General features: G+C 63.8%; 13 protein-coding genes. 3 read left to right on the forward strand and 10 right to left on the reverse strand.

Going from position 1 to position 12801, the window contains the following annotated elements; translation table 11 throughout:
* Positions 1–9: 9 nt before the first annotated feature.
* From ACQY6T_RS09140 to ACQY6T_RS09170, 7 genes are all read right to left on the reverse strand, one after another.
* Entirely contained in the window at positions 10–1356 is a 1347-nt protein-coding gene (locus ACQY6T_RS09140) for a dicarboxylate/amino acid:cation symporter (protein WP_428630471.1), read from the reverse strand.
* A gap of 130 nt (positions 1357–1486) precedes the next feature.
* Positions 1487–3271 carry an SLC13 family permease gene (locus ACQY6T_RS09145; protein WP_428630472.1) on the reverse strand — a complete coding sequence of 595 codons (1785 nt, stop codon included), beginning with the start codon at positions 3269–3271 and terminating at the stop codon, positions 1487–1489.
* Between the two features lie 7 nt (positions 3272–3278).
* Positions 3279–4355, reverse strand: coding sequence for a chorismate synthase (gene aroC, locus ACQY6T_RS09150; RefSeq protein WP_428630473.1), 1077 nt, complete (start codon positions 4353–4355; stop codon positions 3279–3281).
* Entirely contained in the window at positions 4352–4780 is a 429-nt protein-coding gene (locus ACQY6T_RS09155; RefSeq protein WP_428630474.1) for an endonuclease domain-containing protein, read from the reverse strand. Before ACQY6T_RS09155 ends, aroC begins: the two co-directional genes overlap by 4 nt.
* Positions 4781–4841: 61 nt before the next feature.
* A complete protein-coding gene (locus ACQY6T_RS09160; RefSeq protein WP_428630475.1) occupies positions 4842–5669 on the reverse strand; it encodes an SDR family oxidoreductase in 828 nt (275 codons plus the stop codon).
* Positions 5666–6742 carry a YihY/virulence factor BrkB family protein gene (locus ACQY6T_RS09165; protein ID WP_428630476.1) on the reverse strand — a complete coding sequence of 359 codons (1077 nt, stop codon included), beginning with the start codon at positions 6740–6742 and terminating at the stop codon, positions 5666–5668. Before ACQY6T_RS09165 ends, ACQY6T_RS09160 begins: the two co-directional genes overlap by 4 nt.
* Positions 6743–6745: 3 nt before the next feature.
* Positions 6746–7678 (reverse strand): DnaJ C-terminal domain-containing protein, encoded by a 933-nt coding sequence (locus ACQY6T_RS09170; protein ID WP_428630477.1) that lies wholly within the window; start codon positions 7676–7678, stop codon positions 6746–6748.
* A gap of 125 nt (positions 7679–7803) precedes the next feature.
* On the opposite strand from ACQY6T_RS09170, the gene pdxH reads away from it, so the two are divergent.
* Both pdxH and ACQY6T_RS09180 read left to right on the forward strand, forming a co-directional pair.
* A complete protein-coding gene (gene pdxH, locus ACQY6T_RS09175; RefSeq protein WP_428630478.1) occupies positions 7804–8382 on the forward strand; it encodes a pyridoxamine 5'-phosphate oxidase in 579 nt (192 codons plus the stop codon).
* A complete protein-coding gene (locus ACQY6T_RS09180) occupies positions 8379–9200 on the forward strand; it encodes a PhzF family phenazine biosynthesis protein (protein WP_428630479.1) in 822 nt (273 codons plus the stop codon). Before pdxH ends, ACQY6T_RS09180 begins: the two co-directional genes overlap by 4 nt.
* Here ACQY6T_RS09180 and ACQY6T_RS09185 read toward each other — a convergent pair.
* Positions 9195–10352 carry a serine hydrolase domain-containing protein gene (locus ACQY6T_RS09185; RefSeq protein ID WP_428630480.1) on the reverse strand — a complete coding sequence of 386 codons (1158 nt, stop codon included), beginning with the start codon at positions 10350–10352 and terminating at the stop codon, positions 9195–9197. The two genes, ACQY6T_RS09180 and ACQY6T_RS09185, sit on opposite strands and share 6 nt — an antisense overlap.
* A 7-nt stretch (positions 10353–10359) precedes the next feature.
* Between ACQY6T_RS09185 and ACQY6T_RS09190 the strand changes: the two genes are divergently transcribed.
* Positions 10360–10779, forward strand: a complete 420-nt coding sequence (locus tag ACQY6T_RS09190) for a hypothetical protein (protein ID WP_428630481.1) — start codon at positions 10360–10362, stop codon at positions 10777–10779.
* A gap of 38 nt (positions 10780–10817) precedes the next feature.
* Here the strand turns inward: ACQY6T_RS09190 and ACQY6T_RS09195 are convergent, their stop codons facing one another.
* Together ACQY6T_RS09195 and ACQY6T_RS09200 are read right to left on the reverse strand one after the other, a co-directional pair.
* On the reverse strand, positions 10818–11600 hold the full coding sequence (locus tag ACQY6T_RS09195) for a helix-turn-helix domain-containing protein (protein ID WP_428630482.1): 783 nt from the start codon (positions 11598–11600) through the stop codon (positions 10818–10820).
* Between the two features lie 222 nt (positions 11601–11822).
* Positions 11823–12746 (reverse strand): alpha/beta fold hydrolase, encoded by a 924-nt coding sequence (locus tag ACQY6T_RS09200; RefSeq protein WP_428630483.1) that lies wholly within the window; start codon positions 12744–12746, stop codon positions 11823–11825.
* Between the last annotated feature and the right edge of the window lie 55 nt (positions 12747–12801).

Genomic DNA, 12801 nt, shown 5'->3' on the forward strand with positions numbered 1-12801 from the left:
CGATGGATTTTAACCGCTCGGTTTAGCGCGTTCGTCGCTGACCATATCTTCGGCCAACTCAAGCCCGCGGGCACCGCCATGCGCGGTGTGCGCCGGCGCATGTGGCCGGTCCATCTCGGCCGGATCTGGTTCTTCCAGCATGCCTTCCCACTTGGTGATGACCGATGTCGCCACCGCATTGCCGACGACATTGGTCGCGGTGCGGCCCATGTCGAGGAACTGGTCGATCGCCAGGATGATGGCGACGCCTTCGACCGGCAGCCCGAATTGCGCGAGCGTGCCGGTGATGACGACCAGGCTGGCGCGCGGCACCGCAGCAATGCCCTTTGAACTGATCATCAGGGTCAGCAGGATCAGCACCTGCGTGCTGATCGACAGGTCGATGCCGTAAGCCTGCGCGATAAAGATCGTCGCAAAGCTCATATACATCATCGAACCGTCAAGGTTGAAGCTGTAACCCAGGGGCAGCATGAATCCCGAAATCCGCCGCGGCACCCCGAAACGGTCGAGCTGTTCGAACATCTTGGGCAGAGCCGCCTCTGAAGAGGCGGTAGAAAACGCGATCAGCAGCGGTTCGCGGATATAGCGGATCAGCGTCCATATCCGCTGGCGCAGAAACACCCAGCCCATCGTCAGCAGAATGATCCACAACAAGACCAGTGACGCGTAAAATTCGACCAGCAGTTCGAAATAGGTCGCCAATATCCCCAGCCCGCTGGCCGCAACGACCTTGGCGATCGCCCCGAACACCGCGAAGGGGGCAAAGCGCATGACATAGCCGGTGATCTGCAGCATCATTTCAGCGAGCGCGTCGGCGCCGCGGACCAGCGCTGCACCCTTTTCACCGATTGCCGACAAGGCGACGCCGGCAAAGATCGAAAAGACCAGGATTTGCAGGATATTGTTCGTCGCCAGCGCCTCGAGCGCATTTTTGGGAAAGATCGAGAGGGTGAATTCCCACGCGTCGAGCTTCTTCACCTCGCCGACCAGCTTTGCCGCCTCGACGGCATCCGGTATCGGCGCGCCGACCCCCGGCTGGAACAGATTGACCATGAGCAGGCCGAGCGCGATCGAAATGAAGCTGGCGGTAAGGAACCAGATGATCGCCCGCGTACCAATGCGGCCGAGCGCGCTGCTGTCGCCCATGTGCGCGATGCCGACGACGATCGTCGACAGCACCAGCGGCGCGACGAGCAGCTTGATGAGGTTGAGAAAGATGTCCGACAGCAGCTTGAACGTCTTGGTCAGATATTCGAACCACGGATGGTCGGCGGGCAGTCCGACATGGACGGCGTAGCCAACGATGACGCCCAGCGCCATGCCGGCCAGAATATACCAAGTCAGCTTGCGATCCATGCGGCCGTCCCCTCGAATTTATCAACGATTGGCGCGCGGTGACCGGCCAAATATGCCGCCCCTTTGAGCCGCCGCAGCGCGCAGCGTCAAGGGCGGCGGAAAAACATCGGAGCGACGCGCCGCAGGGCCATCACGTCATGAAAAAGACGATCGCCAGACAGGTCGAAACGCCGGTGATGATGTTGAGCGGCACGCCAATCTTTACAAAATCGACGAAACGGTAATCGCCCGCAGCATAAACGATCGTGTTCGTCTGATAGCCGATCGGCGTCGCGAAACAGGCCGAGGCGCCGATCATCAGTGCAATGACGAGCGGCCGCGGATCGACGCCGAGTTCGGAAGCGATCGCCAGTGTCACCGGGGTCATTAGCGCCGCCACCGCATTGTTGCTGAGCAGTTCGGACAGGATCAGCGCGAAGAAATAGATGCCGAAGACGAGCACCCACGCGGGAGCATCGGCGAGCGACGGCTTGACCCAGCCGACCATCATCGCGACCGCACCACTCTGTTCGAGCGCGAGGCCGACCGCGAGCATCGCGAAGATCAGGATCAGCACATCGCCGTCGATCGTGCCCCATGCTTCTTCGCTGTCGATACAGCGCGTGATCAGGATCACCCCGATCGCGATGATCGCAGCGACGCCGATCGGCAAGATGTCGAGCGCGGCCAGCGTCACCACCGACAGCATGCACAGGATCGCGATCCACGCCTTGCCCCGGCGAAACGCGCGGACCTTGGCCAGGTCAGCGCCGATCAGGTGCGGGTTGTCGCGCAGCGCCTCGACCTCGCGCGCGCCGCCAGCGACGAGCAGGCGGTCTGCGGGGCGGACGCGGACGCTGGCCAGGTCAGGACCGGGTTCATGCGCCGGGCGATCGAGGCCGATGATCCGGGCGCGGATTTTCTGAAGGAACGGGATGTCGATCAGCCGCTGGCCGATTCCGGGGTGATTCGCCGCAATCATCGTCTCGACGACCATGTCGCTTGCCGCGGGCTCGCCGTTGCCGATGCCGAGACGAAAGCGCCCCTGCTCGCGCCATGTCATCAGCGTCGCGCCATCGACACGAAGGATCAGGCGGTCGCCCGCGGCGAGCGTCCAATGCTCGAGGTCGGCGCCGCGCACGACCGTCGATGCCCGGCGGACGCCGAAAATCCGGCCGGAACGCGGCAGGTCTCGAAACGCCTCGACCGTCATGCCGACTAGGTCGTCTTCCTCGCCCAGCACCAGCTCGGTCAGATATTGGTGCGCGTCATGTGTCCCCGCCGGACCCTTGATCGGCTTGTCCGATGGCAGCAGCCACCACATCAGCGCGAGGCCGATCATGCCAGACGTCGCGGTGACGAGGCCGATCGGCGTGATCTCGAAAATGCCGAAACCATCCATCCCTGCATCGCGGACGATGCCGTCGACAACAAGGTTGGTCGACGTGCCGATCAGCGTTAACGTGCCGCCGAGCACTGCTGCAATCGACAACGGCATCAGTAATTTCTTGGCGCTGACGCCGGTCACCTCGGCCAGCTTCATCATGATCGGCAACAGCACGACGACGACCGGCGTGTTGTTCAGAAATGCTGAGGCAAACACTGCGCCCAGCAGCACTTCGACGATCGCGAGCCGCGGATGCTTTTCCGCACGTTTCATGATGACATCGGCGACGCGCTGGATGACGCCCGTTCGGATCAACGCGCCCGACAGGACGAACATCGCGCCAATGACGATCGGCGCCGAGTTCGAAAAGACCGAGAGCATCGCCTTTTCATCGAGAATGCCCAGCGCAAGGCAGGTGCAGGCGCCAAGGATCGCAATTACCGTGGCGGGCAAACGCTCCATCAGAAAACCGACGAACATTGCCGCGAGAATGACCAGCGTTATCGCCGCTTGATGCGCTTCGATGAACGCCTGGACGCTATCGATCACCCGACCGTCAACCGCACTGCGCGCGGTGGAGCAGTTTGTGATCGGCGAGGACGAGCGCCATCATCGCCTCGACCACCGGCGCACCGCGGATGCCGACACAAGGATCGTGGCGGCCCTTGGTGACGATATCCGTCGCCTCGCCCACACTGTTGATTGTCGGAACCGGGGTCAGGATCGAACTGGTCGGTTTAAACGCGACGCGGACAACGACGGGCTGTCCGGTCGAAATGCCGCCCGCGATGCCGCCGGCGTTGTTCGACAGGAAATCGGGGCGGTTGCTGCCGTCGGTCGCAGGGCGCATCGGATCGGCATTTTCCTCGCCGCGCAGACGCGCCGCGGTAAAGCCCGCACCGATTTCGACGCCTTTGACGGCGTTGATGCCCATCATCGCGGCGCCGAGGTCGCTGTCGAGCTTGGCATAGATCGGCGCCCCCCACCCGGCAGGAACACCGCTCGCCGCACATTCGATGACAGCGCCGAGCGAGCTTCCAGCCTTGCGCGCGGCGTCCATCAAGCCTTCCCAGCGCTGCGCGGCAGCGGGGTCGGGACAGAAAAAGGGATTGCGATCAATTTCTTCGAGGTCGAAGTTCGCAGGATCGATCGCGTCGCCGCCGATTTCGGCGACCCAGGCGTGGATCTGAACCTCGGGGATCACCAGTCGCGCGACGCCGCCCGCGGCTACGCGGGCTGCGGTCTCACGCGCGCTCGACCGGCCGCCGCCGCGATAGTCGCGGATGCCATATTTGGCGTCATAGGCGTAATCGGCGTGGCCGGGGCGATACGCCTGCGCGATGTCGCCATAATCTTTTGAGCGCTGATCGACGTTGTCGATCATCAGGCTGATCGGCGTACCCGTGGTCTTGCCCTCGAAAATACCCGAAAGGATGCGCACCTGATCGGGTTCCTGCCGCTGCGTGGTGTGGCGCGACTGGCCCGGACGGCGCTTGTCGAGAAAAGGCTGAATGTCGGCTTCGGACAGCGACAGCCGCGGCGGGCAGCCATCGACGACGGCGCCGAGCGCGGGGCCGTGGCTTTCTCCCCAAGTGGTGAAGCGAAGAACGCGTCCGAAGCTGTTGAAACTCATATTTCCCTCTCCCCTTGGGGGAGAGGGAGGGGCCCGCTCGCCGCAGGCGAGTGGGAGGGTGAGGGTCCGCCGATGAGAGCAAGCTCGATCACCCGGCAAACGCCATCCAGATTGTCCATCACATCGCCGTTCGCGAAACGCAGCACCCGATATCCTTCTCGCGCCAAAAATTCCGTTCGCCGCGCGTCATACTCCATTTGCTGCGCATGGCTATCGCCATCAACTTCTATCACCAGTCGTGCGGATTGACAGGCAAAGTCTGCCACGAAAGAGCCAAGGCGTTGTTGGCGGCGGAATTTGCAACCAGCCAAGTTGCTGCCGCGCAAGGCAGTCCAGAGCTTCTTTTCGGCAGGCGTTGCGTCGCGGCGGAGACGACGCGCGCGGTCGAGTGTGCCATCACGCATTTCGAAACGGCTCTTAGTCACACCCTCACCCTCCCATCACTTCGTGATGGGCCCCTCTCTCTCCCCCAAGGGGAGAGGGTTTTTATACCAGCGCGATGTCCGGGGCGTCTTCCTGTTTCATGCCCACGGTGTGATACCCCGCGTCGACATGATGCGTCTCGCCCGTCACGCCCGACGCCAGATCGCTGAGCAGATACAGCGCCGAGCCGCCGACATCGTCGATCGTGACGTTGCGGCGCAGCGGCGCATTATGCTCGTTCCATTTCAGGATCAGGCGGAAATCGCCGATGCCCGACGCGGCGAGGGTTTTGATCGGGCCGGCCGAGATCGCGTTCACACGCACCCCCTGCGGGCCATAGTCGTTGGCGAGATATTTGACGCTGGTTTCCAGCGCCGATTTCGCCACGCCCATGACGTTATAATGCGGGATGACCTTTTCGGCGCCATAGTAGGACAGCGTCAGCATCGCCCCGCCGCCGTTGCCAGTCTCGGGATCGAGCGGCGGCATCATAGCGGCAGCGCGGGCCGCAATCGCGGTGAAGCTGTAAACGCTTATGTTCATCGTCATCAGAAAATCGTCGAGCGTTACATCGGCATATTTACCGCGCAGCGCTTCCTTGTTGGTATAGCCGATCGCATGGACGACGAAGTCGATTGTCGGCCAGCGCGCGCCGAGGGTGGCAAACGCCGCGTCGAGATTGTCCATATCGGCGACATCGCAATCGATCAGGAAATCGCAGCCAAGTTCTTCGGCCAGCGGCTTCACCCGCTTCAGCATCACATCGCCCTGATAAGAGATCGCAAGCTCGGCACCGTGCGCATGCAATGCCTTGGCGATGCCCCAAGCGAGCGACTTGTCGTTGGCGAGGCCCATGATCAGCCCGCGCTTGCCCTGCATCAAACCCGTCATTCTGCGTCTCCGGCCTTTTCAATAATCACGTCGTCGATGCGCCCAATAGCGTCATGGCCCAAATCCTCAACCTCGACGAGTGCGGCGTTGAGTTCGGCGCCCATTACCATACCCAATCCGACGAGATAGAAAAAGAACAGCGCGACCATCACACCCGCAAGGCTGCCGTAGGTTGCGTCGTAGCTGAGCAGGCTGGCGAGCAGCGGCGGTAGCGCGAGAGTGACGCCGATCCACCACAGGGTGGTGAACAGCGCGCCCGGCCATTTGGGAAACTGCTTTGTCCGGTATTTGGACGGCGTCAGGCTATAGAACAGCATATAGATGGCGAGGAAGAGGCCCAACCCCGACACCCCCCGCGAAATCGCGACGACGCCGAACGACTGAAATTGTTCGGGCAGGACGCGGGTGACAAATTGTTCGATGCCGACGATCAGCACCTGCATGCTGAACGACAGCAGCATCAGCACGACGGCGCCGGTGATGATGCCGATCGACAAAAGCCGGTAATGGAAAAATCCCTTGCTGAAATGCGTGCCGTAGGCGCGGCGCAGGATGTCGCGCACCGTTTCGATCAGGCTGCCGACCGTCCACAGCGCCACGAGCGCGCCGAGCCACAGGAAAATCCCGGTGCGCGCCGTCATCACTTCGCGGATCGGCCCCGACAGCGCCTTGGCCACCGTCGGCGGCATGGTCGAGAACACCGCCTCGATCGCCGCTTCGCCGCCGACGCTACCGCCAATCAGCGAAAAAGCAGCGGCGAGCAGAATGAAGAAGGGGAAAAGCGCGATCAGCGCGAGATAGGCCAGGTTGCCGGCGTGGATGAAGCCGTCGGTGTACGTGCCGACGACAACGCGGCGGGCGATGTGGAACGCCCGGGTGCCGGGGCCGAGGCTTTCGCGGCCCCGATCGATGACGCCCTGTGCCCGCGCGCGCAGTTTGATCCGCTTGGCGCGTTCGGCGCGCGCTTCGGGCGAATGCGGCGAATGGCCGCCGGCGAGAAACTCCTGACCAACCTCTTCAGTGACCTGCTTGGCCAGCGCATCGGCCGCCCTTTGGTCGGACGTTTCAGTCACGCATCATACGCCAAGGTCCGCCCGCACCGCGCGCGGATCGGTCCATTCGCCGAGCAGCGAGACGAGCGCGTCGTTGTCGGCAGGCAGGTCGATCATCAGACGAACGAGCTGATCTCCGCGCCCACCGCCCTTTTCGCTGAAGCCCTTGCCCTTCAACCGCATGACCTTGCCCGAATTCGATCCGGCCGGAACCGACAGCATCACCGGGCCATCGACAGTCGGCACCTTGACCTTGGCGCCCCTGACAGCCTCGTTCAGCGTTATCGGCAGGTCGAGCCGGATATTGGCCCCCTCCCGCACGAAAAACGGGTGATCCTTGACGGTAATCGTCACAATCCCGTCGCCATGACCGCCCGGTCCCGGCTGGCCTTTACCGGCCAGGCGCATTTGCGTGCCGGCTTCGACCCCCGCGGGCAGCTTCAAATCGATCGTGCCGCCATCGGCCAGCGTGATCCGCTGCGGCGCCTGCGTCGCGGCATCGACGAACGACACCGCCAGCCGATAGGCGACATTGGCGCCCTTTTGCGGCGGCGCGCCGCGGCCGCCGAAACCGCCAAAACCGCCGCCCGCTGCGCCGCCGCCACGACCGAACAAGCCTTCGAAAATATCGCCGAAATCGGCGCCCTCGTTGCCGAAACCGCTGAAACCGCCAGGACCGGTGCGCTGATCGCCGCGAAAGCCGCCGCCGCCGCCATAGCCGTATGGCATCGCCGGATTACCCTCGCCGTCGATCTCGCCGCGGTCGAACTGCGCACGCTTGGTCTTGTCGGACAGGATGTCATACGCCCTGGTGACCTCGGAAAATTTCTCCGACGCCTTGGGATTGTCCTTGTTTTTGTCGGGGTGCAATTGCTTGGCGAGCTTGCGATAGGCCGATTTGACCTCCGCTTCGCTTGCGCCTTTTGCGACGCCCAGGGTTGAATAGGGATCTGCCATGTTCTTCCTGTAGCCCGAATTTCGTTTGACCGGGAAGGCCCGATTGCGCGTCGATGTGGTAATGTGTCGCGAAGCGGTCAAGTTCCGTCTTTCGCGTCGCCGCTCGCCGCATTATGACCGCGCGCATGACCGATGACCCCTTTGCCCTGTTCGACGACTGGTTCGCCGCCGCGCGGGCCAGCGAACCCAATGACGCCAATGCGATGGCGCTCGCGACGGCGACGCCGGACGGGCATCCGTCGCTGCGCATGGTCCTGCTCAAGGGTCATGGGTCGGACGGTTTCGTCTTTTACACCAACCTCGACAGCCGCAAAGGCGGTGAGCTGGCGGAAAATCCGCATGTCGCCTTGCTCTTTCACTGGAAATCGCTGCGGCGGCAGATTCGGATCGAAGGACCAGCAGCTCCGGTCGACGACGCCACCGCCGACGCCTATTTCGCAACGCGCGGTCGCGACAGCCAGCTTGGCGCCTGGGCCAGCGATCAATCGCGCCCGCTTGACGATCGCGCAACGTTCGAGGCGCGCTTTGCAGAAATGCAGGCGCGGTTCGACGGACAGGTCGTCCCCCGCCCGCCGCGCTGGTCGGGGTGGCGCGTGACGCCCGCCGCAATCGAGTTTTGGCAGGACCGCGCGCACCGGCTGCACGAACGGACCCTTTTCACCCCCACCGGCGACGGCTGGTCAAGCCGGATGCTTTATCCGTGAGCGCGGCGCGCCGCCTGCCGATCAGTCAGGTCGATGCCTTTGCTGACCGGCCCTTCACCGGCAACCCCGCGGCGGTGATGCCGCTCGAAGAATGGCTGGGCGACGGCGTGCTGCAAGCGATTGCGGCCGAGAATAATCTGGCTGAAACCGCGTTCCTGATCCCCGACGAAAGCGGCGAGGCCGATTATGAGCTGCGCTGGTTCACTCCGACCGTCGAGGTAGCATTGTGCGGCCACGCCACGCTAGCCAGCGGGCATGTGCTGTTGTCGGCGGCGCCGTGGCGCCAGGAGATGCGTTTTCGCACCCGCAAGGCAGGTATCTTGCAGGTCGCGCGCAATGGCGAGGACGAGGGCTATCGCATGGCGCTGCCCGCGTATTCACCGGCGCCCAAGCCGATGCCCGACATCGCCCGCGCACTGGGCGGCGATCCCATCGAAACAGCATGGCACCCGGGCGGCTACGCGATCATCGCATATCGCGATGCGGCGAACATCCGCGCGCTGACGCCCGATTTTCGCGCGCTCAAGGATGGCGGTGATGTGCTCTATATCGCGACCGCGCCCGGCGGCGGCGACCCATCGGGCGCCGACGTCGTCAGCCGTTGCTTCGCGCCCGGCGCCGGGATCGATGAGGATCCGGTGACGGGCTCAGCGCACAGTGTACTGACCCCCTATTGGGCGGCGCGACTGGGCCGCGACAATTTTACGGCCTATCAGGCTAGCGCACGCGGTGGCCACGTCGGATGCCGCCTTGACGGCGACATGGTCGAACTGACCGGTACCTGCGTCACCACGCTGATCGGCGACTTCCTGCTATAAGGCTGCCGTCAAATCCGCCAGATGGCGGCGCAGCGCCGGAAACTGGTCGTCCTTGGTGACTCCCAGCCGGACGATCGTCACCCGCTGCGACGGCGAAACGATGATATATTGCCCCTGATGACCGATGCACGCGAACAGGTCGTTCGGTCCGCGGTCGGGCCATAGCGCGGGCTCCACGCCCGCCGGCCGCGCCCGGTTGAGCCAGATATGCCCGCCATAGCCGCCGTCGTTCTCCGACGGGCTGAGCATGAAATCCATCCAGCTTTCGGGCAACAGGCGCTGGCCGTTCACCACGCCATGGTTGCGCAGGAACTCGCCGAACCGGGCATAGTCGCGCGCCGTCGCGTGCATGATCGACCCACCGATCATCGTGCCGCTGGCGTCGAATTCGGGGGTCAGGCTGGTCATGCCAAGCGGTTCGACAAGGCGACCGGCAATGAAGTCACGCATCGCGTCGCGCCGCGCGGTCGGACTTTGCGACGGGGTCAGCGTGTCGGCCAATATGTCCGCCAGGATTACGCTGGTCGCCGAGCTGTAATTGAAGATCTCGCCCGGCTGCGCCGCCGCAGGTTTCGCTTCGGCAAAACCCGCCATGTCCCCTGCCCCGCCGCCGAAGAGCATGGCGACGGTATCGCCCTGCCACACCGGATCGCCATTTTCGACATGTTCGAGCCCCGCCGACATGTGGAGCAGATGCTTGAGCGTGATCGCGCCGCGCGGGTCGCCGCTGCGCTGCCAAGCCGCCACCGGCGCGGGTCCGTCGAGCGCCAATTGGCCGTCCGCAACAAGGAAACCGGTGAGTACGGCGGTGATACTTTTCGCCATCGACCAGCTGATCAGCTTTGTATCGGGGCCGAACCCGGCGGCATAGCGTTCATAGATCGGTTCGCCGTCGCGCAGGATGAACAGCGCGCGCGTCTGTCCGACATCGTCGGCGTCGACGAACAGCGCATCGGCGCGCGCCTTGATCGCTGCGGGCAGCGCCGGCAGCGGTTGCGGCGTCTCGGTCGCCGCCACGTCGTCAAGCGACGCGCCGAATTTGGGCCCGGGCGACGCCGGCGCCATATTGCCCTGCCCCGCCGCCTGCGCCAGCGACCAGGCGCCGAGGAATGCGAGAGCGGCACTTGCCAGCAGCCGTTTTTTGGTGATCATGGGATGAGTGACTAGCACCAACCCGACCGGTCCTTCAACGGGCGAGAATCCAGCCGCCGTACCGCCGCCGATTGCTCCTGCCACGCCGCCGCGCCTGCGCAGAAAGCCTAGTCGCTGGGGCGGCTGCCTGCCTTGGGCGTTGGTACTGGCGGTGCTCCTGACCGGCTTTGCAATCTGGAAATTCCCCTCATTCAAGGCACAGGCGGAGCTTGGTTCGGCCTATGCGGCGCGCGTCGGCTGTTCGTGCCGTTATGTCCAGGAACGCAGTCTAGACAGCTGTCAGAGCGATTTCGAACCCGGCATGGAGATGATCTCGCTCAGCGAAGATCCCGCCACCAAGACAGTGACCGGCAGCGTCCCGCTGCTTGCTTCGCGCAGCGCGCGCTATGCCGGGGCCAGCGGTTGTTTGCTGCGGCCCGCCAATTAGCGCGCGAAACGGCGGGCGATGACGGTTTGCAACATCGTCTATTCCTCCCAGGCTGGCGGCAGGATAGCGGTGATGTGACGCCGCCGCCACTCGCCGGGCGACATCCCCAGTTTGCGGCGAAAGATGGCACATAAATGCGCGTGGCTCGAAAAACCGGTGGCAAAGGCGATCTCGGCGACGGACAACGGGCGGTTCATCAGAAACCAGCAGGCGCGGCGCAGGCGCTGGCGCAGCATATATTGCGCTGGCGTATATCCCGTCGCGCGCGCGAAATGGACGATCAGGCTGTTCACCGACATGCCCGCCTCGGCCGCCATCTCGTCGACCGTCAACGACGCTTCAAGCTGGGTCTGGATATGGACCATCAGATCATTGATCCGTTGAATGACGGCGGGCGAGTCGGGGCGCACCACCATGGCGTCCAGCGTTTTGGCCAGAATGGCCAAAAGCGGATCGACAACCGCTGCATTGCCGGCCGCCAAGGCACGCACCAGCGCCGCCAGCGCCATATCATAATGCCCCGCCAGAGCGCGGGTACCCGGCGCCACCGCCAATCGTGCCGCGGGGATTTCTACCTCGAGATAGCGGACGGCTCCGCCCTTTGCCCGGCCGTGGTAGCGACGCCCGGCGGGCGCCAGCCACATCTCGCCGGGCAGCGGATCGCCTAGCGACGTCCGTTGATCGTCGAGCCAGGTTTCGAGCCAATGATAGCTTCCCGCTTCATACAGATGGAGAATGTGGACGTCGCGTTCGACGGTCCAGTTCGCGGGGCCTTCGATGCGGTCAACGATCGAGGCGACCCTGAGTCCTCCCACTTCCATGACAGGAGTATGGCAAGTTGGGGAGAATGTGAAAGCCTGACATATGCGCCAAACCTATGGTTAAATCGCCCCTCCAAAGTCCTCGGACAACGGCAGAAAATGGGGAAAAACTGCCGTTGGACAGACCCCTTCGCGTGTCACCGACACGCATGACCAGACCCCCCCCCCAGGCGGGCGGCGAATACGCCGCCCGCCACCTTTTTTGGGGGGCATGGGCAGCGATCAGCTTGTCGTCAGAAATTCGTCGATCGCAGCGTTGACCGCATCCGGCGCTTCCCACGGGACGAAATGGCCGCAATCCGGAATTTCGACAATCCGCACGGCCGGAACCAGATCGGCCATGCCGTCGAGGTTGCACGGCGGCAGCGCGACATCTTCGAGCGCCCAGATTACCAGCGTCGGGATGGTCAACTTAGGGAACGGCATCGCCGGCGGCTCGGCATAGGGTTCGTCCATCGTCGGCACATTCGCCGGCGAACCGCGATACCAGTTGATCATCGCGCGGCAGGTGTCGCGATCCTCCCAATCCTTCAGCAGCCGCGCGATTTCGTCGGGCGGCTGCATCCCGCCGCTCGGCACCCGTCCGGCAAAAGCGTTCGCCAGGATGCCCGCAATCCCGTGCGCCTCGATGATCGCGTCGCTCGCCGGGTCGCGAAAGGTCCGGATATACTGACTCGCCGCGCGCTGGTCTTCATTGGTGAGCAACAGACGCTGAAAAATTGCGGGATGCGGTGCATTGGCGATCACCGCCCGCGTCACGCGGCCCGCCCACTTCGGATGCAGGCCGCCCGGCTGGCCGCCCAAGGCAACGCCCCACGCGATCGCGCCCCCCCAGTCGTGGCCGACGATCGTGAATTCGCCCACACCCAGCGCGTCGGCGAGCGCGAAGATATCAGCGATCAGCTTGTCAGGCGTGTAGCTTGCCGCGTCCTGCGGCTTTGACGAACCGCGATACCCGCGCTGGTCGGGGGCAATGCAGCGAAACTGGCCCGAAAAATGCGGCAATTGATGGCGCCAGGTGCGGTGTGATTCGGGAAAACCATGCAGGAAGATCAGCACCGGCGCATCGCGCGGGCCGATATCTACGACATCGAGTTCGACCCCGGTCGAAAGCGTCACCCGCACTTGCTCGAAATCGCCGCTCATCATCCACTCCCTAGGTTGCGTTTCGCAACCTGATGCCGGGGTTGGCGACGCCTGG

Origin of the sequence: Sphingopyxis sp., assembly GCF_965279725.1 — a bacterium.
GTDB lineage: Bacteria > Pseudomonadota > Alphaproteobacteria > Sphingomonadales > Sphingomonadaceae > Sphingopyxis.

Coding starts and splice junctions, on each gene's coding strand:
- ACQY6T_RS09195 (WP_428630482.1), bottom strand. CDS start 11,600: ATGGAAGTGGGAGGACTCAGGGTCGCCTCGATCGTTGACCGCATCGAA.
- aroC (WP_428630473.1), bottom strand. CDS start 4,355: ATGAGTTTCAACAGCTTCGGACGCGTTCTTCGCTTCACCACTTGGGGA.
- ACQY6T_RS09170 (WP_428630477.1), bottom strand. CDS start 7,678: ATGGCAGATCCCTATTCAACCCTGGGCGTCGCAAAAGGCGCAAGCGAA.
- pdxH (WP_428630478.1), top strand. CDS start 7,804: ATGACCGATGACCCCTTTGCCCTGTTCGACGACTGGTTCGCCGCCGCG.
- ACQY6T_RS09160 (WP_428630475.1), bottom strand. CDS start 5,669: ATGACGGGTTTGATGCAGGGCAAGCGCGGGCTGATCATGGGCCTCGCC.
- ACQY6T_RS09185 (WP_428630480.1), bottom strand. CDS start 10,352: ATGATCACCAAAAAACGGCTGCTGGCAAGTGCCGCTCTCGCATTCCTC.
- ACQY6T_RS09200 (WP_428630483.1), bottom strand. CDS start 12,746: ATGAGCGGCGATTTCGAGCAAGTGCGGGTGACGCTTTCGACCGGGGTC.
- ACQY6T_RS09140 (WP_428630471.1), bottom strand. CDS start 1,356: ATGGATCGCAAGCTGACTTGGTATATTCTGGCCGGCATGGCGCTGGGC.